At 66.7% G+C, this 25801-nt stretch carries 20 protein-coding genes and 3 pseudogenes; 15 read left to right on the top strand and 8 right to left on the bottom strand.

The genetic code is table 11. The annotated features are described in order from the left end of the window. The first annotated feature begins 14 nt into the window (after positions 1 to 14). The 3 genes from AC5Y6Y_RS11640 (at position 15) to AC5Y6Y_RS11630 (ending at position 2207) form a co-directional block, all read left to right on the top strand. Positions 15 to 530 (top strand): PaaI family thioesterase, encoded by a 516-nt coding sequence (locus tag AC5Y6Y_RS11640; protein WP_473138817.1) that lies wholly within the window; start codon positions 15 to 17, stop codon positions 528 to 530. Between the two features lie 25 nt (positions 531 to 555). After that, positions 556 to 1038, top strand: a complete 483-nt coding sequence (locus AC5Y6Y_RS11635; protein ID WP_473138818.1) for a winged helix-turn-helix transcriptional regulator — start codon at positions 556 to 558, stop codon at positions 1036 to 1038. Positions 1039 to 1403: 365 nt separating this feature from the next. Further along, a complete protein-coding gene (locus AC5Y6Y_RS11630; protein ID WP_473138819.1) occupies positions 1404 to 2207 on the top strand; it encodes an SDR family NAD(P)-dependent oxidoreductase in 804 nt (267 codons plus the stop codon). Position 2208: 1 nt separating this feature from the next. On the opposite strand, the gene sigC is transcribed toward AC5Y6Y_RS11630, so the two are convergent. Next, positions 2209 to 2775: an RNA polymerase sigma factor SigC gene (gene sigC / locus AC5Y6Y_RS11625; protein WP_473138820.1), complete on the bottom strand. Its 567-nt coding sequence runs from the start codon at positions 2773 to 2775 to the stop codon at positions 2209 to 2211. A 105-nt stretch (positions 2776 to 2880) separates the two neighbouring features. Here sigC and AC5Y6Y_RS11620 point away from each other — a divergent pair. After that, a pseudogene (locus AC5Y6Y_RS11620) lies at positions 2881 to 5219 on the top strand (heavy metal translocating P-type ATPase). A 513-nt stretch (positions 5220 to 5732) separates the two neighbouring features. Here AC5Y6Y_RS11620 and AC5Y6Y_RS11615 read toward each other — a convergent pair. Further along, positions 5733 to 5831: pseudogene (locus tag AC5Y6Y_RS11615) on the bottom strand (zf-HC2 domain-containing protein); the annotation flags it as partial. Positions 5832 to 5903: 72 nt separating this feature from the next. Next, entirely contained in the window at positions 5904 to 6713 is an 810-nt protein-coding gene (locus tag AC5Y6Y_RS11610) for a class I SAM-dependent methyltransferase (protein WP_473138821.1), read from the bottom strand. Between the two features lie 133 nt (positions 6714 to 6846). On the opposite strand from AC5Y6Y_RS11610, the gene AC5Y6Y_RS11605 reads away from it, so the two are divergent. The 6 genes from AC5Y6Y_RS11605 (at position 6847) to AC5Y6Y_RS11580 (ending at position 15805) form a co-directional block, all read left to right on the top strand. After that, complete coding sequence (locus AC5Y6Y_RS11605) at positions 6847 to 8238, top strand: PPE domain-containing protein (protein WP_499930093.1); 1392 nt, start codon at positions 6847 to 6849, stop codon at positions 8236 to 8238. Positions 8239 to 8432: 194 nt separating this feature from the next. Continuing rightward, a complete protein-coding gene (gene scoE, locus AC5Y6Y_RS11600) occupies positions 8433 to 9302 on the top strand; it encodes a (3R)-3-[(carboxymethyl)amino]fatty acid oxygenase/decarboxylase (RefSeq protein WP_463827852.1) in 870 nt (289 codons plus the stop codon). Continuing rightward, positions 9299 to 9859, top strand: a complete 561-nt coding sequence (locus AC5Y6Y_RS11595) for an FcoT family thioesterase (protein ID WP_463827853.1) — start codon at positions 9299 to 9301, stop codon at positions 9857 to 9859. Before scoE ends, AC5Y6Y_RS11595 begins: the two co-directional genes overlap by 4 nt. Before the next feature lie 28 nt (positions 9860 to 9887). Beyond that, positions 9888 to 11453, top strand: a complete 1566-nt coding sequence (gene fadD10, locus AC5Y6Y_RS11590; protein WP_473138823.1) for a fatty acid--CoA ligase FadD10 — start codon at positions 9888 to 9890, stop codon at positions 11451 to 11453. Between the two features lie 4 nt (positions 11454 to 11457). After that, positions 11458 to 11691 (top strand): acyl carrier protein, encoded by a 234-nt coding sequence (locus tag AC5Y6Y_RS11585; RefSeq protein WP_463828016.1) that lies wholly within the window; start codon positions 11458 to 11460, stop codon positions 11689 to 11691. Beyond that, positions 11678 to 15805, top strand: a complete 4128-nt coding sequence (locus AC5Y6Y_RS11580; protein ID WP_473138824.1) for an AMP-binding protein — start codon at positions 11678 to 11680, stop codon at positions 15803 to 15805. Before AC5Y6Y_RS11585 ends, AC5Y6Y_RS11580 begins: the two co-directional genes overlap by 14 nt. Positions 15806 to 15828: 23 nt before the next feature. Here the strand turns inward: AC5Y6Y_RS11580 and AC5Y6Y_RS11575 are convergent, their stop codons facing one another. Next, a complete protein-coding gene (locus AC5Y6Y_RS11575) occupies positions 15829 to 16446 on the bottom strand; it encodes a DUF5134 domain-containing protein (RefSeq protein WP_463827856.1) in 618 nt (205 codons plus the stop codon). Between the two features lie 62 nt (positions 16447 to 16508). Here AC5Y6Y_RS11575 and AC5Y6Y_RS11570 point away from each other — a divergent pair, with 62 nt between their 5' ends. Beyond that, positions 16509 to 18470: a cytochrome c oxidase assembly protein gene (locus AC5Y6Y_RS11570; RefSeq protein ID WP_473138825.1), complete on the top strand. Its 1962-nt coding sequence runs from the start codon at positions 16509 to 16511 to the stop codon at positions 18468 to 18470. A gap of 16 nt (positions 18471 to 18486) precedes the next feature. On the opposite strand, the gene AC5Y6Y_RS11565 is transcribed toward AC5Y6Y_RS11570, so the two are convergent. The 3 genes from AC5Y6Y_RS11565 to AC5Y6Y_RS11555 are packed head-to-tail and all read right to left on the bottom strand — an operon-like array spanning position 18487 to position 21587. After that, on the bottom strand, positions 18487 to 18705 hold the full coding sequence (locus AC5Y6Y_RS11565; protein ID WP_463827858.1) for a heavy-metal-associated domain-containing protein: 219 nt from the start codon (positions 18703 to 18705) through the stop codon (positions 18487 to 18489). After that, positions 18698 to 20953 (bottom strand): heavy metal translocating P-type ATPase, encoded by a 2256-nt coding sequence (locus AC5Y6Y_RS11560; protein ID WP_473138826.1) that lies wholly within the window; start codon positions 20951 to 20953, stop codon positions 18698 to 18700. The genes AC5Y6Y_RS11565 and AC5Y6Y_RS11560 overlap by 8 nt, the downstream gene beginning before the upstream one ends. 58 nt (positions 20954 to 21011) lie before the next feature. Beyond that, entirely contained in the window at positions 21012 to 21587 is a 576-nt protein-coding gene (locus AC5Y6Y_RS11555; protein ID WP_463827860.1) for a TetR/AcrR family transcriptional regulator, read from the bottom strand. Positions 21588 to 21725: 138 nt separating this feature from the next. Here AC5Y6Y_RS11555 and AC5Y6Y_RS11550 point away from each other — a divergent pair, with 138 nt between their 5' ends. From AC5Y6Y_RS11550 to AC5Y6Y_RS11535, 4 genes and pseudogenes are all read left to right on the top strand, one after another. Further along, positions 21726 to 22646: an oxygenase MpaB family protein gene (locus AC5Y6Y_RS11550; protein ID WP_463827861.1), complete on the top strand. Its 921-nt coding sequence runs from the start codon at positions 21726 to 21728 to the stop codon at positions 22644 to 22646. A gap of 64 nt (positions 22647 to 22710) precedes the next feature. After that, a pseudogene (locus AC5Y6Y_RS11545) lies at positions 22711 to 22865 on the top strand (phenazine antibiotic biosynthesis protein); the annotation flags it as partial. 101 nt (positions 22866 to 22966) lie between these two features. Next, entirely contained in the window at positions 22967 to 23851 is an 885-nt protein-coding gene (locus tag AC5Y6Y_RS11540; RefSeq protein ID WP_473138827.1) for an SDR family NAD(P)-dependent oxidoreductase, read from the top strand. Positions 23852 to 23853: 2 nt separating this feature from the next. Then, positions 23854 to 25416, top strand: coding sequence for an AMP-binding protein (locus tag AC5Y6Y_RS11535; RefSeq protein ID WP_473138940.1), 1563 nt, complete (start codon positions 23854 to 23856; stop codon positions 25414 to 25416). A 15-nt stretch (positions 25417 to 25431) separates the two neighbouring features. On the opposite strand, the gene AC5Y6Y_RS11530 is transcribed toward AC5Y6Y_RS11535, so the two are convergent. Beyond that, the coding region (locus AC5Y6Y_RS11530) for an HNH endonuclease signature motif containing protein (protein ID WP_499930092.1) at positions 25432 to 25801 on the bottom strand (370 nt) is incomplete at its 5' end.

The following is a 25801-nucleotide window of genomic DNA, read 5'->3' as shown; positions in this document are numbered from 1 at the left end:
TGAGGATGGTCGCTGTGACCGAGACAACCTGCGATACCCGACGAGCCGGGCGAACCCGGACCATCGAATGGGCCGATCCGCTGGAGCCGGCCAACGCGGCGCGCAACCGCAGCGGGCTGGACTTCCTCAAGGCCATGGTCGACGGCGAAGTGGCGCCGCCGCCGGTGATGACGACGATCGGTGCGCGACTGGAGGCTGTCTCGGAAGGGACCGCCGTCTTCACCATGACGCCGGCCGAATTCCACTACAACCCGATCGGTTCCGTCCACGGTGGCATGTATTGCACGCTGCTGGACTCGGCCGCCGCCTGTGCGGTCCACAGCATGCTGCCGGCCGGCGTCGCCTACACCAGCCTCGATCTGTCGGTGCGCTTCATCGGCGCCATCAGCGTCGACACCGGACCGGTGCGCGCCACCGGAACCGTCAAACACCTCGGCCGCCGTACCGCGCTCGCCGAAGCGGTGCTGACCAGCGGCACCGGCAAGCTGTTGGCCACGGCGACCAGCAACTGTCTGATCATCCATCCGTAATCGATTGCAGCACAACAGGACAGACATGAACTTAGCGGGCCAGCTAGCTGATCGGGACCGTTGGGCGGCGGCGGACTGGTGCCCGATGGAACACGCGCTGCAGCTGATCGGCACCCGTTCAGCGATGGTGTTGCTACGGGAGGCGTTCTTCGGTGAACGGCGCTTCGACGATCTGGCGCGCCGCGCCGGGGTGACCGAACAGATCGCGGCCAAACGGCTGCGCCAACTCGTCGACGCGGGCCTGCTGGAAAAGCGGCCCTATCAACGGCCGGGCCAGCGCACCCGTTACGAATACGTGCTTACCGAGCGTGGCCGCGCCCTGTTCCCGGTGCTCGTCAGCCTGATCGAATTCGGCAGACTGCTGCAGGGCGAGGCCGGTGCGATGGAGCTCGTCCACGACGGCTGCGGTGCGGCCGTGGCACCGCACGTCCGGTGTACAGCGGGTCACGACGTTTCGTTGGCTGACACGACAGTGCGCATTGCGAAGCGCGGAAGCCGCATGGTGTGACGTCGCGGCCTGCCCCACGCAGTTGTGCCGGATCCCACACAGCCGGTTCTCTCGTTGTTCACCTGAGGGCGGCCATGATGTAAAGGGGACAGACTGCAATTCAACAAGTGACTCATCCGCCGCACCGACCCGGCACTCGCCGAGGACAACACGAGTCGCACTGACGAGGGACCACTGCCGTGACAGCACTACACAACTGGATGAATCCGGGCCCCAGTGGCGCTGACATCGTCGCACCCATCAAGGCGCGGGCCTGCCACGCGTGGCACGCCGTGCGGCGCAGCCAACCGAGCCGGTCGGCCAGCGCTTTCCGCTTGATGGAGCGGGGCGCCGAGCGCTGCTGAGATACCGGGTACGGTCAGCAGATGGCCCTCCCACCAGCCGGTAAGGACCGCGCCGCGATCGTCACCGGTGCCTCGTCGGGTATCGGCGAGCAGCTCGCCCAGATCCTGTCGAAACGCGGCTATCAGGTGGTGTTGGTGGCGCGCAGCGCCGACCGCCTCGAAGAGATCGCCGCCCGATTGGGCGCATCGGCGCATCCACTGCCCGCCGACCTGTCCGATCGCACCGACCGGGCTAGCCTGCTGGACCGCGTCACTGCCCTCGGCCTGACCCCTGACATCCTGATCAACAACGCCGGGCTGTCCACCACGGGCGTCGTCGCGAAATCCGACCCCGAGCAGGAACTCAACCTGGTCGAGGTCGACGTCGCCGCTGTCGTCGACCTGTGCAGCCGGTTCCTGCGGGGCATGGTGGACCGCCATCGCGGCGCCATCCTCAACGTTGCCTCGGTGGCCGCGTTCGGGCCGCTGCCGGGGCAAGCAGCCTACGGCGCGGCCAAGGCGTTCGTGCTGTCCTACTCCCACAGCCTGCGGGGTGAATTGACGGGCACCGGCGTCTCGGTGACGGCGCTGTGCCCCGGCCCGGTGGACACCGGCTTCGGCGAAGCGGCCGGATTCTCCAAGGAAGAGGCCGACGCGGCGTTACCTCGGGTGATGTGGGTCCCGGCCGATAAGGTGGCGCAGGCCGGAATCGACGGGCTGGCCGCCGGCAAGGCCGTCGTCGTACCGGGTCTGGTCAACCGGATCTCGTCCGGACTGTTCCGGATCGCACCACCGGAGTGGATGCTGCCGCTGCTCACCCGCAGTCATCCTGCGCTCAAGCGCTGAACTAGCCGGTGCGGTCGCTCTCGCTGGCGGCGCGCAGCAGATCGTCGCGCGCCCGGGCCACCCGGGAGCGGACGGTACCGACCGGACACCCGGCCACCTCGGCTGCTTCGTCGTAGGACAGCCCGAGGATCTGGGTCAGCACCAGGGCCTCGCGCCGTTTGGGGTCGAGTCCGTCGATCAATATCCGGATCTCCACCATGTTCTCGATCCGGTTGCCGCGCGGGCCCACCGCCTGGCCGGCGGCGAGCGCCGTGTCGAGATCGACCACGTGAGTGGTGCGCGGCCGGCTCGTGTTGTGCCGGATCTGATCGACCACGACGCGACGCGCGATCGACAGCAACCAGGTGCGGGCGGTGGAACGCCCGGCGAAGCGCGGCAGCGCGCCGATCGCCCGCAGGAACGTCTCCTGCGTCAGATCGTCGGCGCTGGCGGGATCGGTGAGATAAGCGACCATCCGCCACACGTCGCGCTGGGTGGCCTGGATGAACTGCGTGAGCGCGGCCTGGTCGCCTCGTCCGGCGCACTTGGCGAGCTGGGTGATCTGGTCGTCGTCGCCACCTGTCGCCACGGATGTTGAGAATAGGGCATAACTTCCACGACGAGGTGGGAACTAGCGGGCTGGTTGCTACGACTGATCTAGTCGGAACGGATTTTCACGAGATGAGGACCCACGATGACGGCGACGACCGCCCCCACTGAGGCGCACCCAGAGCTCGAGGTCGTCCGACTCGACATCACCGGGATGTCGTGCGTCGCCTGCGCTCACCGGGTGAAATCGACTCTGAACAAACTGCCCGGCGTGCGTGCCTCGGTCAACTTCGCGACCCGGGTCGCGACCGTCGAATCCGGTGAGAACGTCACGGCTGACCAGCTGTGCGAGGCGGTCCGCGCTGCGGGGTATGACGCCGAGGTGCGCCGCGGCGGTGACCTCGGCAGCGACCCCGACGCCGACCGTGCGCGATATCTGTTCATCCGGTTGGCGGTCGCCGCCGTGTGCTTTGTCCCGCTGGCGCACCTGTCGGTGTTGTTCGCGGTACTGCCCAGCTCCCGTTTCACCGGCTGGGAGTGGGTGCTGACCGGGCTGGCCCTGCCGGTGGTGCTGTGGGCGGCGTGGCCGTTCCACCGCATCGCGCTGCGCAACGCGATGCACGGCGGCGCGTCGATGGAGACGTTGATCTCCGTGGGCATCACGGCCGCCACCATCTGGTCGTTCTATACCGTCTTCAGCGTCCACCCGACCACCGAGCGGCGGGGTGTCTGGCAGGCACTGCTGGGCAGTGACGCGATCTACTTCGAAGTCGCCGCAGGCGTGACGGTGTTTGTATTGGCGGGCCGCTACTTCGAAGCCCGGGCGAAGTCGCGGGCCGGCGGCGCTCTGCGGGCGCTGGCCGCGCTCAGCGCCAAGGATGTAGCGGTGCTGCAGGCTGACGGGTCGGAATCGGTCATTCCCGCAGACGAGCTGCAAGAGCAGCAGCGCTTCGTTGTCCGCCCCGGTCAGACGATCGCCGCCGACGGACTCGTCGTCGAAGGGTCCGCCGCGGTGGACATCAGCGCGATGACCGGCGAGGCCAAACCGGTGCGGGCGCGTCCCGGATCGCAGGTCGTCGGCGGCACGACGGTGCTCGACGGAAGGCTGATCGTGGAGGCGGCAGCGGTGGGCGCCGACACCCAGTTCGCCGGCATGGTCCGGTTGGTCGAACAGGCGCAGGCGCAGAAGGCCGAGGCGCAACGACTCGCCGACCGGATCGCCTCGGTGTTCGTGCCGTGCGTGTTCGCGATCGCGGCCCTGACCGCCGCTGGTTGGCTGATCACTGGCGGACGGCTTGATCAGGCTTTCTCAGCCACCCTGGCCGTGCTGGTCATCGCCTGCCCGTGTGCGCTGGGCCTGGCCACCCCGACAGCGATGATGGTGGCGTCCGGTCGTGGCGCCCAACTCGGCATCTTCATCAAGGGCCACCAGTCGTTGGAGGCCAGCCGCGCTGTCGACACAGTCGTATTCGACAAGACCGGCACGTTGACGACGGGCCACTTGACGGTCGGCGCGGTGACCGTGGCGCCGGGCTGGGACGCCGACGAGGTACGCGAGCTGGCGGCGGCAGTGGAGGCAGCGTCCGAACACGCGGTCGGGCTGGCGATCGCGGCATCGGCAGCCCAACACCAACCGGTCAGCGACTTCCGTGCGGCGCCCGGTCGTGGCGTCAGCGGCAGTGTGGCCGGCCGCAAAGTGCGAGTCGGCAAACCGTCGTGGATCGGCGCCCCGGGACCGGAAACCGTCCTCACCGCGGCTCGGCGCAGCGCCGAATCACGGGGCGAGACAGCGGTTCTCGTCGAAGTCGACGGTGCGCCCTGCGGTGTCATCGCGGTGGGTGACACCGTCAAGGACTCGGCGGCCGGCGCGGTCGCCACCCTGCACGAGCGGGGCTATCGGACGGTGTTGTTGACCGGAGACAACCCGGCAGCAGCGGCCGCGGTGGCCGCTCGCGTCGGCCTGGACGAGGTGATCGCCGACATCCTGCCCGAAGGCAAGGTCGACGTGATCGAGCAGCTGCGCGAGCGCGGGCACGTGGTGGCCATGGTGGGCGACGGCATCAACGACGGACCGGCACTGGCGTGCGCCGATCTGGGTATGGCGATGGGACGTGGCACCGACGTCGCGATCGGTGCGGCTGACGTCATCTTGGTGCGCGACGACCTCGAAGTGGTGCCCTTGGCGCTGGATCTGGCTGCGGCGACGATGCGCACCATCAGAGTCAACATGATCTGGGCGTTCGGCTACAACATCGCCGCGATCCCGATCGCCGCGGCCGGGCTGCTCAACCCGCTGATCGCCGGGGGAGCGATGGCGTTCTCGTCGTTCTTCGTGGTGTCAAACAGCCTGCGGCTGCGCAACTTCGGCGTGGGCCGCCGACCGAAAGGCTAGGCCGCCCCGTCCGTCGGCCACAGGTGACCGCGCCGGCGGCCGCGAGATGCGTTGTCGGGCAACACAATCTCCGGCTCTGTTGCGATATCTGACGGCGCCGGCCGGGGAGTCTGGTGGCTTCGCCACACCATGATCGCGAGGACGGCGCCAAGCAGCACCGGACCGTGGGTCAGCATCCGCGCGGCGGTGACGGCACCGGACAGGGCGTCGGCCACCACATAGCCGGTCAGCACACCGACGAACACCGTCAGCACGCCGGCGAGACCGGCAGCGGCACGCGGCCACAACGCCGCACCCATCATCGAAACCGCAAGTGCGACCGACCACGACGTCGACTCGTTGACCAGGTGGCTGCCCGGGTTGCCACCGTGATCGTGACCCAATCCGACACTCAGGCCCAGGGCCTGTGCGACGGCCAGGATCAGCTGAACCAGGCCGACACCGAGCAAAGCCCAACGCTGCCAAGCCATTCGGGCCCGTCGGGGCCGGGGGATGCGGTCGGGCCCGAACGGGCCCAGTGGTGTGATCACCGGCCGGGACTGGACCAGGCGCCGCAGCAGTTCGGCCTGGTCGCCTGCCTGCTCGTACCAGGCTCGACAGGCAGCGCACTCGCCCAGGTGCTCGTCGACGCGCGCCGAAGGTACCGGCTCCCGCTCCCCGTCGATGCGAGCCGACAAGGCTTCGCGGGCCACCTCGCAATCCATGTCTCTATAGTCGCGCAACGGCGGCGAATAATTCCCGGTGCACCCGTACTTTTCCGCCGGTAGTCAAACCGGTCAACCGAATTCGACGAGCGTGGTCGGAGCCCGCAAGCGGCGCAGCGCAGACAGCCGGTAAGCCAGCGGGACGACGCTCCGCAGCAGCCTGCCCCGCCCCGGGGGCGCCGGCAACTCACGCACCGAGCGGACACCGGCCACCGCGCGCAAGTCGTCGTAGTTGTCGGCAGTGAACCAGAACGGCATCGGCGGCGCCGTGTAGTACTTGCTGAGCTTGAACCCCCGCCGCCGCGAGTACACGCTCAGCAACCACGGGATGCTGTCGAAAACCAGCCGGCCACCGGGAAAACGGTGGGCGCACGCCGCAATCAGGGCAAACACCGCGTCGCGGTCGAGATACTGGAACAATCCCTCGGCGGTGATCAGCACACCGTCGGTGTCGTCGACCTGATCCATCCAGGAGTGGTCGAGCGCGGACTGAGCACAGTACCGCAGCCGGTCGCAGGCGGGCAGCAGTTGCCGGCGCAACTGCACGATCGGCTTCAGGTCCACCGAGATCCAGTTGAGTTCGCCGTTGTCGAGACGCCAGAAGCTCGTTTGCAGTCCCTCTGCCAGTGCGACGACGGTGGCGCGCGGATGCGCGGCCAGGAATTGGCGTGAAACATCGTCGAATGCCAAGGCGCGCAACGCAGTGGCTTGATGGGTACGGCCGAAGTTCTCGTAGTCGTAGTCGATGCTGTCCCGCAGCTCGATCGCCATCGGGTCGTCGATGATGCCGTCGGACCGGGCGGCCTCGCTCGCTCGCTGATGCAGCGTGATGAGTGCGGTCTCGGAGATCCCGTCGAGGTGACGGCCGTCGACGACTGGCATGGATCTGACTGTACTGGCCTGCGCACGAGGGTCCTGCTCCAATTGAGCGCCGCGGGAACTTTCCGCCGGCCCGCAACGACTACACCTCCGACACGCGCGAGAAGGAGGTGGACGCCTGACCGGCCCGATATGGATGGCGATGCCTCCGGAGGTGCATGCGGCCCTGTTGAGCGCCGGGCCGGGCCCGGGGTCGCTGCTGGCCGCCGCAGCCCAGTGGCAGGGGCTCAGCATCCAGTACAGCAATACCGCAGCCGAGTTGAGCCAGCTGCTCGCCGAGGTCCAGGGCAGCTGGCAGGGCAGTAGTGCGGCCACATATGTGGCCGCACACGGCACCTACCTCGCCTGGTTGGAGCAAGCCGCGGCCGACAGTGCGGCGTTCGCCACGCAACACGACGCAGCGGCCGCGGCCTACAGCAGCGCCCTGGCCACCATGCCCACCCTGGTGGAACTGGCCGCCAACCACACGGTGCACGGCGTGCTGCTGGCCACCAACTTCTTCGGTATCAACACCATTCCCATCGCCGTCAACGAAGCCGATTACGTCCGGATGTGGATTCAGGCTGCCGACACCATGGCGGTCTACCAGACCATCACCGAAACCGCGATGGCCGCGACCCCCACCACCGCACCGGCACCGCCCATTCGCACCAGCGGCGCGGAAGCGCTCGGCGCGCCGTGGGACGGGTTGGGCTCGATCTCCCAGTTCTTCAGCGAGCTGGCAGATTTGATGGCCGACCCGTACACCTATTTCTTGAACTTCTTCCAGCAGTTCGGGTTCAGTCCGGGGGCTACCGTCGTGCTGGCTGTCATCGCCCTGCTGTTGTACGACATCCTCTGGTACCCGTACTACGCGTCCTATGCGCTATTGCTGCTGCCCTTCTTCACCCCGGCGCTCAGTGCGCTGGGGGCCCTGAATGTGTTGGCGCAGTGGCTCAACGGGTGGCCGGCGGCCGGGTTGTCTGCTGTTCCCGCGGTGCCCAGCGTCGGCCAGCACGTCGCCGCAGACCTGCCGGCTGCTGTTGCACCGGTCGGCGCGGCCGTCGCCGGCGCTAGCGCACCGGCCAGCAGTCCGGTATCCAGTGCACCCACGTCCGCTCCGGCCGGCAGTGCACCGCCGGCCGCCGGCATCGGTTACGCCGTCGCGGCGTCGGCGCCGCCCGGGGTGAGTTCAGGGCCCAAAGCCGGTGCCAAATCCCCCGACGACATGGCCGACAGCGTCGGGGCCGCAGCGCCAACTCGACCGGCCCCCGCCACCGGGCGAATCAGTCGGCACCGACGCAGCAAGACCGGAGTACGCGGATACCGGGACGAATTCCTCACTGCCGACCTGGAAGTCGCCGACGACGCTGAACCGGAATCAAGCACCAGTGGGCAGGGGGCGGGTCCGCTCGGCTTCACCGGCACGTTGCCGACGGCCGCCACCAGCCCGGCCGGACTGGTGCGACAAGCACTCGACAACACCGGCGTCCCGTTGCTGCCCACCACGTGGCCGGACGACACCTACAGCGCGGCGGGACGCCGATAATGCCGACCCCAACTCCAAGAATCCGCCAAGAATGCTTTGAGAATACGCGGAGCGCGCACTGGCATTCTCGAGAAATCACATCGAAGCCAAGGAGGTTGGTGCACGCTGGTCCAAATTAGCGCAATACGTGTTCAGGCGCGCTGCCGGCCCCGACACGACACAGCCAAACCGAAATCGACAAAGGAAAATCGTCAATGACGCTCAACGTCAAAGGTGAGGGGCTCGGTGCGCAAGTCACCGGACTGGATCCCTCGAATCTGGACCATATCACCACCGAAGAACTCCGCAATATCGTCTACACGAACAAGCTCGTCGTTCTGAAAGATGTGCACCCGACACCGGAAGAATTCATCAACCTCGGCCGGCTGATCGGAGAAATCGTTCCCTATTACGAGCCGGTCTACCACCACAAGGACCACCACGAGATCTTTGTGTCGTCCACGGAGCAAGGCCAAGGGGTCCCGAAAACCGGCGCGTTCTGGCACATCGACTACATGTTCATGCCGGAGCCGTTCGCCTTTTCGATGGTGCTGCCGCTGACGGTGCCCGGGCACGATCGCGGAACCTATTTCATCGATCTCAACCGAGTTTGGGAGTCGCTGCCGGCCACCAAGCAGGACGCGGTCCGCGGCACACTCAGCACGCACGATCCCAGGCGCCACATCAAGATTCGTCCCAGCGACGTCTACAAGCCGATCGGCGAAGTCTGGGACGAGATCAACCGCACCACGCCGCCGATCAAGTGGCCGACGGTGATCAGGCACCCGCACACCGGCCAGGAGATTCTGTACATCTGCGCGACCGGCACCACCAAGATCGAGGACACAGAGGGGAATGTCCTCGACCCGGCGGTGCTGCAGGAACTCATGGAGGCGACGGGGCAGCTCGACGCCGAATACGAATCGCCATTCATCCACACCCAGCATTACGAAGTCGGCGACATCATTTTGTGGGACAACCGCGTGCTCATGCACCGGGCGAAACACGGTACCGCCGCGGGACATCTGACCACTCACCGTCTGACCATGTTGGACGGCCTTATCACACCAGGATATCCAGCATGACCACCATCACTTTGTCCCCGTACACCCGGACGACTGAATTCACCGACATCAGCGATACGGAACCGATTGACGAGAAATTGCTTGAGCAAGTGCTCGAGCCGTATGCCTACAAAGGGTGCCGCTATTTGATCGACGCCAGCTACAAGGCGACCGAAGATTCGGTTCTGGCGTACGGAAATTTCAGCATCAGCGACCCGGCGTACATTCGCAGCACGGGGCATTTCAACGCGGTCGAACTCATCATCTGCTTCAATCAGCTCGCATACAGCGCTTTCGCGCCGGCAGTGTTGCATGAGCAAATTCCGCCACTGCGGGGTTGGTCGATCGCGGATTTCTTGAGCCTGCAGCTGCCCAGCATGCTGATCAAGAACACCTCGTCGCGGTTCAAGCGGATGATCCACGCGCAGAAGTTCTCCGCGCGATTGCTGTGCCAGAACTTCCAGGTCATGGAACGATCGATGCGCTATCTTTCGGTTCCCTGCACCATCGAGTTCTGGGACGAGTTCGGCGGAGCCGCGACCGCGGAGGTCGAACTGGCCGCGCTCAACATCCCCTGAACCCGCTGGAAGGAAAAGCTGCACAGTCATGTCGCACTTACCACCCACCGTGCTGGAGCGCGTGGTTGCCCAAGCGCAGCAGCGGCCCGAGGCAGTTGCCCTGCGCCGCTGCGACGGCGGCAGCGCGCTGCGGTATGGGGAACTCGTCAGGGAAGTAGAGCGGCTCGCCGCAGGGTTGCGAGCGCATGCGGTGACGCAGGGCTCCCGGGTGCTCGTCATCTCCGACAACGGTCCCGAGACCTATCTGTCGGTGCTGGCCTGCGCCCGGCTCGGGGCGATCGCGGTCATGGCCGACGGCAACCTGCCGCCGGCAACCATCGCGCGGTTCGCCGAGATCACCAGCCCGGAGGCGATTCTCGTCGCGCCCGCCAGCAGGATCGGATCGGCCGCCCTGCCGGCTTCGATACCGGCGATCGCCGTCGATTTCGCGGCTACGGGTCAGAGCATCGACAACGTCGACGATGCCAAGCCTGACCGGCAGGGCGCGCAGACTCCGTTGGCGATGATCTTCACCAGCGGCACGACGGGCGAGCCGAAAGCCGTCCTGCTGGCCAACCGCACCTTTTTCGCCATCCCGGACATCCTGCGGGAAACGGGGTTGAACTGGGTCACCTGGGTGGACGGCGAAACCACCTATTCACCGCTGCCGGCGACACACATCGGTGGACTGTGGTGGATCTTCACCTGCCTGATGCGCGGTGGAACCTGCATCACCGGCGGTGAGAACACGACCTCTCTGATGGAGATTCTGAACACCAACGAGGTCGCGACGACCTGCCTGGTGCCGACCCTCCTCTCGAAACTGGTTGCTGAACTGAAATCCAGTGACGGGAAGGTTCCGTCGCTGCGGCTGGTCGGATATGGCGGGTCGCGGGCGATCGCGGCTGATGTGCGCTTCATCGAAGCGACCGGAGTGCGCACCGCCCAGGTCTACGGATTGAGTGAAACAGGCTGCACCGCTTTGTGTTTGCCGACCGATGAGAATTCGATTGCCAAGATCGAGGCGGGCGCGGTGGGACGTCCCTACCCCGGTGTCGAGTTCTACCTCGCCGGCCCGGACGGCGGCGCCCCCACGGACCCGGACGCGGCACCGTCTGCCTCGTTCGGGACGCTGTGGATCAAGTCACCGGCAAACATGTTGGGGTACTGGAACAATCCCGTCCGTACCCAGGAGGTACTGGTCGACGGCTGGGTCAACACCGGCGACCTGCTGGAGCGGCACGACGACGGCTTCTTCTATATCAAAGGCAGATCGTCGGAGATGTTCATCTCCGGCGGCGTGAACATCGCGCCGGACGAGGTGGATCGAATCGCCGAACGCGTGCCGGGTGTGCGCGAGGCCGCGTGCTATGAAATCCCGGACCCCGAATTCGGGGCACTGGTCGGTTTGGCCGTCGTCCCGTCGAAGCGTCTTGACGACGCCGAGGCCCGCAAGCTCAAGCAGGCGGTCGCGGCGCATTTCCGGGGCGAGTCCGAGTCGGCGGCGCGACCGTCGTCGATCGTGATCGTCGCGGAGATTCCGCGCACCCAGTCCGGCAAGGTCATGCGGGCCTCGCTGGCGGGAACGGTGGGGGGAGTGGGTACCGGTGGCTGAGAATCTGCGGGACACGGTCCTGGCGGCTGTCTGCGACGTGCTGTACATCGACGAGGAAGACCTGACCGACGGCGACGCCACCGATCTCCGGGACCTGGGATTGGACTCCGTCCGGTTCGTCCTGTTGATGAAACAGCTTGGGGTGGACCGGGAATCCGACATGCCGTCCCGGCTGGCGGACAATCTGTCGATCGCGGCCTGGGTGCGCGAACTGGAGTGCGCGAGTGAGTCCGTCTGAACCGGTTCCACTGAGCCGGTCGCAACAGAACCTCTACCACGGGGTGCTGCAGGACAACGACCCGGAGCTGTACCTGATCGGTAAGAAGTACCGGTTCCGCCCGCTGGATCTGTCCCGGTTTCTCAGCGCACTGGAGGCCTCGGTGCTGGAGAACCCGGTGCAGCTCTGCGTGCTCGAACCGGCTGCGACCGACCAAGATTATCCGCAACTCGTACTGCGCTTGGCATTCGACGACATCGTCCGGGTGCGCCCGGGTGCCCCGGGCCCGCCGGACGACGAGCTGGTGGGCAGTTGGTCCTCCGGCATCCTCGGTGTGCCGCTGATCCGTTACACCGTGTGGACCGATGAGGACGGTTCGATCACCGGAATGTCGGTGTGCAGCCATCACATCGTGGTCGATGGTGGCGGAACCGGGCTGATCGAAGCTGCCCTGGCGCGCCATCTCACCGCCGTGGACATCATCGAAAAGCCCGGTGTTTCTGCGGGCTTGGCGAAACTGGTCGAGGCTCACCGGCGGGAGCGAGCCAAAGTCGAAGAGTCGTTGCAGCGGACTGCCGCCGGGGTGCAGCGCGAGCTCGCCGACGAAGCGCGGCTGGGTGCGCACGGACAGGGTGCGGGGACGGCGCCCGCGACGGCCGCCAAAGGTGTCCTACGCGAATCGGTGACGTTGTCCGGCAGCGCGTTTGACGCAATCCTCGCCCTGTCCGAGGACCAGCAGATACCGCTGAACGTGCTGGTGTCCGCGGCGGCGGTGGCAGTGGATGCCAGCATTCGGCAAAGTACCGAGTGTCTGCTGGTCCACGCCGTCGACAACCGATTCGGCGACCCGACGCTGAATGTCGCGACGTGTCTGGTCAATTCGGTCGCACATTCCGCCCGCTTCTCCCCCTTCGCGTCGGTGCACGACGTGGTCCGAACCCTGGACCGAGGCTATGTCAAAGCTGTGCGGCGCCGCTGGCTTCGGGAAGAGCATTACCGCCGAATGTATCTGGCGATCAACCGCACGTCCCACATCGAGGCGCTGACGCTGAACTTCATCCGCGAGACGTGCGCGCCCGAGTTGCGGCCGTTCCTGCTGGAGGCTCCCGTAGCGACGGACATCGGCCCAGTCGAGGGCATGACGGTGGCGAGCGTGCTGGACGAGCAACAGCGCACCCTGCACTTGGCGATCTGGGACAGGGCCGATCTGCCGGAGTCGAAGACGGGCATCGCAGAACGGATCGGTGCGGCACTGGCGGCGATGCCGACCCGGTGGGAACAGCCCCTGGCCACGACGGTCGGCGAATGGCTGGTGGCCGGCCCGGACGGCGCACTGCGCCACAGTGATTCGGCCCAGATGCCGCGACCGTCGACACCGGCGTGGTTCGCAGGTGTCGATGTTCGAGACCTGCTCGACAGACGCCCAACGGTGTACCGCTGGGTGGCGTGGTTGACGCAGCACATCGGTAGACCCGGCGACGTCATGGTGTTCACCGACGACGACACCGACCAGACGATCGATCTGTTGATCGCCTGCCACCTCGCCGGTTACGCCTACAGCGTCTGCGACTCCGCGGACCAGGTCGGGCTGCGCGCCGGCGCGATCGCCGAGCACGGTGCTGGTCTGGCCGCCCATGCCCTGGACGTGTCCGATATCAGTTTTCCCGAAGTCGTAAGTGAGTCAGTGCGCGCGCGGGCTGATGAACGCATTGCACACGTGGTCCAGGACAATTCACTCGCCACGAAACCGGCATACATCATGCCGACATCGGGATCCACCGGCCAACCCAAGCTCGTCCGGGTCGACCACGGCTCGCTGGCGTTGTTCTGTGATGCCGTCACGCGTGCTTACGGGTGGGGGCGGTCGGACACGGTGCTGCAATGCGCACCGTTGACGTCGGACATCAGCGTCGAGGAGATCTTCGGTGCGGTCCGCTGCGGAGCGCGGCTGGTCCGCACCACAGCGATGAAGACCGGCGATTTCCCAGCGCTCACAAGAGATTTCGTGGACCGGGCGGCGACCGTCGTCGACCTGCCGACTGCCGTCTGGCATCTGTTGTGTGAGGATCGCGACGCACTTGACGCGATGCGTGATTCAGGCCTGCGCCAAATTGTCATCGGCGGTGAAGCCGTCCGACCCGTCGCCGTCGACAAGTGGATCGATTCGGGTACAGCACAACGGATTTCGCTGGTATCGACCTATGGGCCGACCGAGACCACCGTGGTGGTGACCTATCTGCCGGATGCTGCCGACGTGCCGGGCGGTGCCCGGCTCAGGGTGGGCCGGCCGATGGTGCCGAACACCGTCGTCGTCGGGTTCGGTGAAATCGTCGTCGTCGGCGACCTGGTCTCCGCCGGTTATCTCGGGACAGCGGATCGCAGCTTCGGCACCGTGACCACCGACGACGGCACGCAACTTCGGGCGTTCGCCACCGCCGACCGGGTGACCCTGGACGGTGACGGCTTTCCGCTGTTCGCCGGCCGCAAGGACGCCGTCGTCAAAATCGCGGGCAAGCGGGTCGACATCGCGGACGTGACCAGGCGCATCGCCGAAGACCCCGCGGTCTCCGATGTCGCCGTCGAGCTGCACGACGGCAGTCTCGGGGTGTGGTTCGAAACCTTGCGAACCCGCGAGGCGGCGGAAGACGCCGCCGCGGCGGCGCGCATCCGGCTGATCCTGCTGAACGCGGGGGTCTCCTCGTTCTTCGTTGTCGGCGTGCCGACGATCCCACGCAAGCCGAACGGCAAGGTGGACAGCGACCACCTGCGCGCACTGCCACAATTCGCGGGTGCGGCGCGCGACGATGCCGAGGCCGACGACAGAGCCACCGCCCTGGCGCAGGTCTGGAGCCGGCGGCTCGGGACTGTCATTCAGGCGGACTCGTCGTTGCTCGACGAGGGCATCGGATCGTTGGACCTGATCCGGATCCTGCCGGACAGCCGGCAGTTCCTGGGCCGACAGGTCTCCATATTCGATCTGATCAGTGCCGATACCGCCGCCAACCTGGTTGCCGACACAGCCCCGGTCGGGTCCTGGATGGACGCCGACACGGCCGCCGAGATCGAGCACGATCTCGCCGTGCTGACGCGACCGGTGAACCCGGTGCGCGCGGGGACCGGCTCCGGTGCGGCCCTCGTCGTACTGGGCGCATCGGGCATCCTCGGAACCGGATTCGCCGGCGCAATCCTGGACCTCAAGAAGTCCGGAGTGCACTGTCCCGACATAGTTTTGGCCGCCAGGTCGGACCTCCCCGCAGCCGGTCCCTGGGGTGCGCTGCGGACCCTGGACGGGGTACGGATACAACAACTCCCGCCGAACTTCGGTGCGGCGGAACTGGACGCGCTGTTGCGCGACAGCGATGCCGGGACCGTCATCAATTGCATCGGCAATACCAATGTGCTGGTGCCCTATCGCGAACTACGCACGGCCAACGTCGATTTGGTCTCCGCACTGGTCGGGGTGTGCGCCGAGCGCAACACCAAACTGGTGCACTTGTCTACCTTCGTCGTTGACGCGGATGTCACGGCGCCGCGGGTCACCGATCCCCGCACAGCGCCGTATCCGTACGCGGCGGCCAAGTCCCTGGCGGAACTGATCGTCGCCGCCGCGCCGGAGACGCTCGACTTCACCGTTGTTCGGTTGCCCCGGGTGCTCGGCGAGGACTATCAGGTGCGCGACTCCGCCGATGTCCTGGTCTCGGTCGCCGACGCGTGTCACGCGGTGCAGGCCTACCCTTCGCTCACGCTCACCGAAGAGATCACCACCGGACGCGCCGCGGCGTCCGCGATCCTGCGACGCGTCTCGGCAGCGCCCACCGGGTTAGGGCGCGGCATCACCGTGTTGCGCGGCGAAGCGACGGATTATGCCAAGCTGCTCAACGGATTTGCGCTTGACGAACTCGACGTTGCAGCGTGGAAGTATCGGCTCGACGGCAGCGATTGGGCGAAGACGAATCCGCGCAGATGGTCGGTGGTCGACGGCTGGCTGACCCTCGGCATGACATTGGGCGGGCGGTCTTACGCCGAGCATCTGGCGGACTACCCGACCATTGCACTCGGCCTCGAATCCGTTGCCGAACTCACCGCGCCGGTGCAGTCGATCCCGGATCTGTTGGCGCACGCGTGGGCGGGGTGAGATCTCGTCGCAGCCGGAACGGATCAGTCCGTGGCAAGCACGGCGAACATGATCGCCATGCCGACAGCCGTCATCACCTGGACCGCACTGCCCAACCGCTTGCGCCAGCACCGCCTGCCGCGCCGCCGTGGCAGCTTGAGGAACCGGTATCCCCACACCAGAGCCGCGACCGAGAAGACCACGACCCACGCCCAGTTGCCGGTGCCGATCCAGTTGTGGGCCGCCTCGCTCGTGGATTCCTGGGCCTCGGCCATCTCCATGCCCGGCATCGACATGTCCGGCGCCGCGTGGGCACTCCCGGGCGTCAGGTGCCCGCCCATCACGGCGTACATCCACGCCATCGCCAGCATCTTCACCGCGTGATAACCCCGCGCGAGCCGGGACGCGATCACGCGGGCGGCGAGGACCGCCGTCATCACGAACCACACCGCCGCAGCCAGGAAAAAGACCTCAGCCGGTGTGGCGGGCAACCGGCGACCCTGCGGCCACGCCATCACTGCCATCGCGATCACCATCGTGAGGTGTAGTACGTGACTGATCGCCGACGTCCAGGACCGACGGTCCAGGACGAGCGCGAAGCCGATACCGCTGAGCAGGAAAAGGGCGGTGACAGCCCAACGCAGCGGCAGGTCCTCGATCATTCACCGAAGACTATGCGGTTGCACCGACGAACCGGCTGTATGTGCGCCCGTAAGCTGCAAGGGTGCAGACCGAGCCGAGCGCAGCGACGACGCCGCCTGCCCGGTCGCCGGTCGTGCAAAGGGTGGCATTGGCCGTCGGGTTCGCGGTTGTCGCAATCGCCCTCGCCGGCTACGGATGGATCTCCGGGCCAGGCCGCTACGCCGAAGGCCGCAACCCGTTCCCCGGCGGTTTTGTCAGCGTCGCCGAACCGGTCGGCTACTTCGTCGCGTCGATGCTGGGTGCGCTGTGCCTGGGCGCACTGATCCTGGTCGTAGTGATCTCGCGGCCGGAGGCGGACGGCCTACTCGATCCCGCTGCCTTCCGCATCCATCTTGTGGCAGAGCGTGTTTCGCTTTTCTGGCCGATCACGGCCGCGCTGATGGTGGTCATCCAGGCCGCCCACGACACCGGGGTGGATGCGGTTGCGCTGCTGGGCAGCGGGGCGCTGATGGACGCCGTCGAGTTGTCCGAGACAGCGCGGGCCTGGATCGTCGTGCTGGTCTGCGCCCTGCCGATCGCGGTGACGCTGCGGATCAGCACCCGTTGGCTCAGCCATGTGGTGCTGTTGGTTCCCGCGCTGATCGCGGTCGTCGCTACCGCGGTGACCGGTAACGCGGGGCAGGGCCCCGATCACGACTATTCGACCAGCACCGTGCTCGTCGTCGCCGCCGCGGTCTCGGTACTGACCGGGCTGACGGTGGTTGCAGCGTTGACCGGGGCAATGCCGACCCCCTTCGTGCGCGGCCTGCGGGTGATCTGCGGTGGGCTCGTCATCACCTACGGGGCGGTGCTGCTGTACCTGCTGATCCCGGGCTGGACGCTGGGCTCGACCTTTGCCCGCCTCGGACTCGTGGTGGGCGGCCTGACCGCGTTGGTGCTGCTGGCTGACTGCTGCGGATACGTCCGGCCGCAGAACTCCGCGGGCGTTGGCACGCTTGTCGCGCTGGCCATGACGGCGGCCACGGCGGCGATCGCCGCCATGGCGGTGCAGACCGGGCCGCGCCTGCTCACGCACCACTTCACCGGCTGGGACGTGTTCCTGGGTTACGAACTGTCGCGACCGCCGACCGTCCTCGGGGTGCTGAGCTTCTGGCGTTTCGACGGACTGATCGGAACGGCCGGTCTGGTCTTGGCGATCGCGTATGCGGTCGGCTTCCTGCGGCTGCGGCGCAACGGCAACACGTGGCCGGTCGGCCGGTTGATCGCCTGGCTCAGCGGTTGCGCCGCACTGGTTTTCGCCAGTAGCTCGGGACTGCGGGCCTACGGATCGGCGATGTTCAGCATGCACATGGCCGAACACATGATCCTCAACATGTTCATCCCGGTGTTGCTGGTGCTGGGCGGACCGGTGACGCTGGCGCTGCGGGTGCTGCCGGCCGCCGCAGAGGGCGAGGCGCCGGGCCCACGGGAATGGCTGACCTGGCTGTTGCACTCCAAAGTGACGAAGTTCGTCTCGCATCCGGTGGTGGCGTTCGTCCTGTTCGTCGGTTCGCCTTTCGTGGTGTACTTCACCCCGCTGTTCGACACGCTGGTCCGCTACCACTGGGGCCACGAGTTCATGGCGATCCATTTTCTGCTGGTCGGTTACCTTTTCTACTGGGCGATCATCGGCATCGATCCCGGCCCGCGGCGCCTGCCCTACCCCGGGCGTATCGGGTTGCTGTTCGCTGTCATGCCGTTTCACGCGTTCTTCGGAATCGCACTGATGACGATGGCCACGCCGGTCGGCAGCACGTTCTACCGCTCGGTCAACCTGCCGTGGCTGCACGACATCGTGGCCGACCAGCATCTTGGCGGTGGAATTGCCTGGAGCCTCACGGAATTGCCGGTGATCATCGTCATCGTGGCGTTGGTGACGCAGTGGGCCCGCCAGGACCGCAAAGTAGCCTCACGCAGTGACCGGCACGCCGACAGCGACTACGCCGACGACGACCTGGAGGCCTACAACGCCATGCTGCGCGAATTGGCGCGGATGCGCCGCTGATGTCACAAGGCGGGGCTCACTCGACGACGGTGAAGTTGCCCTCGCCCGCCAACGCCGCTTGGACCTGCTCTCGGGTGAGTTCGACATTGGTCGAAACACGCACTGCGGAGGTGCCTTCGGCATTCAACTCCACGCTGACCGCATTGACGGGCCGCAGCGACGTGAGTGCGGTGGTGATGGTGGCGACGCAGCCCTGGCAGTGCAGTCCGGCTACCGAAAATACTTGTTCAGCCATGGTTTACCTCATATCTGTGTCCAAAGTTACGCAGCCGCAGGCTATTCGACACCACGAAGAAGGACGAGAACGCCATTGCGGCACCGGCGATCAGCGGATTGAGCAGTCCGGCGGCGGCCACCGGGATCGCGGCGACGTTGTAGCCGAACGCCCAGACCATGTTCATCCGGATCGTGCGCATGGTGGCGCGCGCCAGATCCAGCGACTGCGGCACGATGTCGAGATCGTCGCGAACCAGGATGATGTCGGCAGCGCCGATAGCGACGTCGGTGCCCCGCCCGATCGCCAATCCCAAATCGGCGCAAGCCAAGGCGGGGCCGTCGTTGATCCCGTCGCCGACCATCGCGACGGTCCTGCCCTGCTCGCGCAGTCCTTGGATCACATCGACTTTGCCCTGCGGCAGCACGTCGGCGACGACTGTGTCGATGCCCACCTGAGCGGCGATCGAGTCGGCCGCCGCCTTGTTGTCGCCGGTGAGCAGCACCGTCTGCAGCCCGCGCTGGTGCAGTGCGGCGATCGCGTCGGCCGCTGAGTCCTTGACGGTGTCGGCGATCGCGATCGCCGCGCGCGCCGTGCCGTCCACCGCGACGAACACCACTGTCTCGCCGCGTGTTTCACCGTCGGCGCGGGCGGACTCCAGCAGGGCGGCTCCCGGCGCTGTGCGGGTGACCCACGTCGGCTTGCCCACCTCGACATGGCGGCCGTCCACGACCCCCGATACCCCACAACCCGCTACCACGACGAAATCGTTGACGGGCAACGGGTCTGGAGAGGCGGCCACGATCGCGGCGGCGACCGCATGCTCGGACGCCGCTTCCACGGCCGCGGCCAGCGACAGGACTTCATCGCGGTCGTGCCCGTCGGCGGTCGTCACCGAACTGACCGTGAGTTGCCCGACCGTCAAGGTGCCCGTCTTGTCGAACACCACCGTGTCGACGCTGCGGACGGTCTCCAGCGCCCGGTAACCCTTGATGAAGATCCCGAGTTGCGCGCCGCGCCCCGAGGCCACCATCATCGCCGTCGGCGTCGCGAGTCCCAGCGCGCAGGGACACGCGATCACCAGCACGCCGAGCGTCACCGAAAAGGCGCGATCGGCACCGGCGCCGGCCACCAGCCACCCGGCCCCGGCGACCAGCGCGATGGCGAACACCACCGGAACGAACACGGCCGAAATGCGGTCGGCAAGGCGTTGCGCCCGAGCCTTCTGCGCCTGCGCCTCTTCGACGAGGCGGACCATCGCGGCGAACTGGGTGTCGGCACCGACGGCGGTCGCCTCGACGATCAGGCGCCCGTCGAGCACGACGGTGCCGCCCACCACGTCGGACCGCGGAGAGGCGCGGACGGGTTCGGCTTCGCCGGTCATGGCGCTGGTGTCGACGGCTGCGGTGCCTTCGACGACGACGCCGTCGGCGGCGATGGTCTCACCGGGTCGGACGACGAAACGCTGGCGCTTCTTGAGTTCGCCGGCGGGAATCACCAACTCGGCGCCGTCGGGCAGCAGGACCGTCACGTTCTTGGCGCCCAAGGCTGCCAGGGCACGCAGCGCGCCGCCGGCCTTCGATTTGGCGCGGGCTTCGAAGTATCGGCCCGCCAGCACGAACACCGTGACGCCCGCGGCGACCTCCAGGTAGATCGCGTCGCTGTGCAGGATCGCCTGCCATATACCGTGCGTGTCCCGGGGCGGGGTGGGACGGAAGACCGTCGCGAACGACCAGACCGTGGCGGCGGCGATGCCGACCGAGATGAGGGTCTCCATGGACGCCGTCCGGTGGCGGGCGTTGCGCAGCGCGACCGAGTGGAACGGCCACGCGGCCCACGTGACGATCGGCGTCGCCAGCGCCACCAGCACGAATCCCCAGCCGGGGAACCTGGCGCCGGGCACGATGGCGAACATGCTGGACAGGTCGGCCAGCGGAACGAAGAGCACGGCGGCGATCAGCAGTCGCCGCAGCAGGCTGCGGGCGTGGGCGGCGTCGGGGTCGGGGCCGTCCTGGTGGCGGGCTGTCGTCTCGTCGTGCGGTGCGGCTTGGTAGCCGGCCCTCGCCACGGCCTCGCACAGCTCGTCGACCGGGACCTCGACGGCGTCGATGGTGGCGACCCGGGTGGCGAAGTTCACCGATGCGCGCACGCCGGCCATCTTGTTGAGCTTGGCCTCCACCCGCGCTGCGCACGCCGCACACGACATGCCGGAGACGTCGAGCTGGACCCGCTGCGCCAGGTCGGAGCCCTGCACAACAGGAGTCACCACGCCAGGGTACAAGCGGGTCAGGGCATGCCGGCCACCTGCGCACGGGTCAGTACAGCGGCTACCGGCTGATGATCGGCACCAGGTAACGCGCCGCATATTCGCGCACCGCCGCGGGATCCTCGGTGTCGAGGCGGTCGGTGGGGAACACGATGATCCCGACGGCGACCCGCAACAGAATGTCGGCGATGTTGGCCAGGTCGGCGTCAGGCATCTCAGCGCCACATCGGCGCAGCGTGAGCGCGATCCCGTCGGCGAACTGGTTGATCGGGAAGGCCTGCGATCGGGAGAACATGCCCAACAGCTCGGGCTCACTTTCCACGATGCGCGAATACAGGGGTGAGTCCCGGATGAGGCGCACCCCCAGGCCGAAAGCCTCGATCACCGCCTCCTGGGGGTTGCGACCGGTAGTGGCCTGGTCCAGCGTGGTGAAGAATGACTTGCCCTCGCGCCGCACCACGGCTTCGAACAGGTCGTCTTTGCTGGGAAATCGCCGGTAGATGGTGCTCCGGCTGACACCGGCCCGGGCTGCGATGTCTTCGATGTTGGCGCGGCGAACCCCGTAGGTTTCGAACACCGCCCGAGCGGTGTCCAGGATGTTGCGGTCGAGGTCGGTCTCTGTGGACTTGGCAGGCATGGCTGTGCCTCCTCCCTTCCGCACCGGGTTGGCTGTGGCGGTCACCACAGCAGTCGACCTACGCCGCTGTCCTGGGGTACCTTTGAAACAAAGGTACAGTTTTGTGTCTGTGCTTCACAACTGGACTGGGGGGTCCTGATGACTGCTGAACTCGGGTTTGGCTTCGATACCGGCGTGCGCGAAGCGACGCCCATGGTGATCGACGACGTCGACGACACCGCGGTGCTCGGTCCGGACTCGCTGATCTGGAAGTTCTACGGAGACCACCGCACCCAACTCTTCGGATTCCAGCGGGTCGCCGGTACCGAGAATTGCATCGAGCAACTCGGCCAGGGTGTGCTGGACCATTCGGTGATCTTCAGCGACACCCTGGGCCGGGCGAAACGCACCGCGCCGCCGTTGATGAAAACCGTCTATTCCGAGGATCCACACGCGTGGGGCCGCACCGTGCGGGACTTCCACAAGCCGATCAAGGGCACCATCAGCGACGGCTCCCGGTATCACGCGCTCAATCCGGAGTTGTTCTATTGGGCGCACGCCACGTTCGTCGACCAGGTGCTCTACAACACCGACACTTTCATCCGGCGATTGTCGCGCGCCGAGAAGGAACAGATCTTCGAGGAAAGCAAGGTCTGGTTCAGCCTCTACGGTGTCAGTGACCGGGGCCAACCGCAGACCTATGACGAGTTCGTCGCCTACTGGGACGGCATGCTCGAGCGATTCGTGCCGCACAAGACGGTGCTGTACGGCACCGGTTACATCCGCAAAGGGATCCCGGGACCGCGCCGGATTCCGCGGCCGATCTGGAAGGTGCTGTCCGCGCCGCTGAACGCATATACCCGGCTGATCGTCGCCGGAACCTGCCCGCCGCAAATGCGCGAAGTTTGTCAGCTGGACTGGAACGCCAAGAAGGAAAAGCGATTTCAGCGGTTCGCCGCCGTGATGCGAGCGCTCAATCCGCTGTTCAACCGATTACCGCTGCGCGTGGTCTATGCGTCCTGGGCGGCGGACGCGTGGGAGCGGGTGGGGATCGACCCCCGCAAGATCAATAACCGCTGAATCCCTGGTGGCGGGTCGCCCCGGAACGCGACAGCTGCCACCCTGATGTTTCAGAGTGGTTTGCGTGGCCGACTTTTCGTTGTTGGACGTACCGAGGCGGGAACCGGTGCCGGACCCCGACGCATATCTGCGTGCCGCCATCGCCTGGCACTTCGGCGAGGAGACCGGCAGCCGGTTCTGGTTGCGCACTCGTGAGAGCTGGATTTCGATCCGCTGACCAGCCAGGCGTCGTGCGGGACTGGATCGAGGACTTGAATTTCCGTGGTGACCATGGGTCACAATGGGAGGGCACAGGTCGAACGCAACCGGGAGACGCAGCCATGAATCTGGTACAGGCGGCTCTGCAGACGGGCGTCGACCGCCTTGCCAATCCGGCGCGCACATCGGATCCCGACAAGTTGCGCAACGTGGTGGCCGGCCTGACCGTGCTGGTGACCGGTGCTTCATACGGCATCGGCGAAGCCACTGCCCGCAAACTGGCCGCGGCCGGAGCGACGGTGTTGATCGTGGCCCGGTCCGCGGAGCGACTCGACGACCTCGCCGCCGCGATCAACGCCGGGGGCGGACGGGCGGTCGCCTACCCGACTGATCTCAGTGACGAGACCGCCGTCAGCGTGCTGACCAAGCAGATCAACGAGACTCACGGACCACTGGACATCGTGGTGAGCAACGCGGGCAAGTCGCTGCGCAGGTCGCTGCAGGACCAGTACGACCGGCCGCACGACTTTCAACGCACGATCGACATCAACTACCTCGGGCCGATCTGGCTGCTGCTGGGACTGCTGCCGGCGATGCGCGAGGCGGGCGGCGGGCACGTCGTCAACGTCTCCAGTGTCGGCGTACGGGTGGTTCCCGGACCACACTGGGGCGCCTACCAGGCGTCCAAGGGAGCCTTCGACCGCTGGCTGCGCAGCGTGGCGCCCGAACTGCACGGTGACGGCGTCCGCGTGTCGACGATCTACTTCGCGCTGGTGCGCACCCGGATGATCGAGCCCACTCCGCTGCTGGGCCGGCTCCCGGCGCTGACTCCTGATGAGGCGGCCGATGCAATCGCAAAGGCCATCATCGAACGGCCCCGCACCAGCGAACCACCGTGGGTGTGGCCCGCCGAACTCGCCTCGGTACTGCTGGCCGGGCCGGCCGAAACCGCGGCCCGATTGTGGCACCGCCGGTTTACTGCACAGCCCCGTCCCGGGCTAGCGTGACGATCGTGACAGACAGCGTGCTGGGCACGGCAGCTCGTGCGGTGCTGTCGTCGGGTCTGCTCGCCCCGCCCGGGCCGCTGACGGCGCTGCGGCTGGTGCGCGAGGTCGCCCGGGGTGGCACCAACCTCTTCACGCTGCTGGCGGTTTCGGCGGCGCGGTGGCCTGACCGCACCGCGATCATCGATGACGACGGTGCGTTGAGTTACCGCGAGCTGCAGGCGATGACCGAATCGCTGGCGCGTGCGTTGTGCGACGCCGGCCTCCGGACTGGCCAGCCGGTTGGGGTCATGTGCCGCAACGGACGCAACTTCCTCGCGGCGGTGTTCGCCACCGGCCTGGTGGGCGGGGACGTGGTGCTGGTGAACACCGAATTCCGTACTGACGCGCTGGCCGGCGCATTGGACGCACATCAGATCCTGACGATGTGCTGCGACAACGAGTTTCTGCACCAGATACACCAAACCGCCGAGTCCATCACAGCAATCGACCCGCAGCAGGTCGAGCCGCGGGGCGGTCCGCGGCCCAAGGTCGCGCGGTCGGGCCGGATCATTCTGCTGACGTCGGGAACCACCGGCGTTCCCAAGGGGGTGCCGCGCACCCCGAAGGTCAGCTCCGGACTGGGTGTCGGCGTCACGGTTCTCGAGCGCACCGGGCTGCACATCGGCACCCGAATGGCCATGGCAACACCGATGTTTCACGGTCTGGGTTTCGGCATGCTGACGCTGACTGTCAGCCTGGGCGGAACTGTCCTGACCCATCGGCGCTTCGACGCTGAAGCAACTCTGGCGCAGGCATCGCTGCACCGGGCCGACGCTTTGAGTGCGGTGCCCATCATGCTGGCCCGCATCCTGGACCTGCCGGAACGAGTTCGGGCGCGAAACCCGTTGCCCTGCTTGCGAGTAGTGGTGTCCAGCGGCGACCGGCTCGATCCCGGACTCGCCCGGCGTTTCATGGATGAATACGGCGATGTGGTCTACAACTTGTACGGCTCCACCGAGGTCGGAATCGGATCTCTGGCGACACCGGCCGAGCTGCGGCGCTTCCCGGAGACCGTGGGCAGGCCCGTCGCGGGATGCCCCGTCCGCATCTACAACCGCAGCGGCAGGCCGGTCGGGCCGAGGGTTACCGGGCGGATATTCGTTGGTGGCGAACTGAATTCGGAAGGCTACATCGGCGGCGGAGCCAAGACGGTGATCGACCGGATGGCCGGCACCGGGGACATGGGCTACCTCGACGAAGCCGGCCGGCTGTACATCGTGGGCCGTGAAGACGACATGATCGTCTCCGGCGGTGAGAACGTCTATCCGCGTGCGCTGGAAAACGCGCTCGCCGGCCATCCCGACATCGCCGAGAACGCGGTGGTCGGTGTTCCCGACGAGCAGTTCGGCAAGCGCCTGGCAGCGTTCGTTGTACTGCGGCCGGACGCAGACGTAGACGAGTCCGCCCTGCGAGAGTTCCTGAAGGGCAAGGTTTCCCGCTTCGAGCAGCCTCGGGACATCAATATCGTCGACAGCATCCCGCGTAATCCCGCAGGCAAGGTGATCCGCCGGGAGTTGTCCGGGTAGCGACGGGTCAAGTCGTCAAGCGGGTTCGTCGTCGTGTTCGGGGTTGAGGAGTTTTTCGGGGTGGTGGTAGGTGTTGGTTCTGGGTTGGCCGTGGTCTTGGTGGGGTGGGGGGAGCCATTCGGTGTGGCCGTGGGTGTTGGTGCGGGTGGTCCAGCCGTGTTCGGCCAGGCGGTTGTGGATGCCGCAGGCCAGGGTGAGGTCGGTGATGTCGGTGCGTCGGGTTTTGGTCCAGGCGGTGACGTGGTGGACATCGCTGTGGTAGGCGGGGGCGCTACAGCCGGGTTTGGTGCAGCCGCGGTCTTTGGCGTGCAGCATGATGCGTTGGGCCGGTGAGGCCAGGCGTTGGGTGTGGTATAGCGCCAGCGGTTTGGCGTGATCGAACAGC

The sequence above is a fragment of the Mycobacterium sp. NGS24 genome (genome assembly GCF_059813065.1).
The sequence above is the reverse complement of the archived record's forward strand: the minus strand, read 5'-3'. Positions and strand labels throughout refer to the sequence as shown.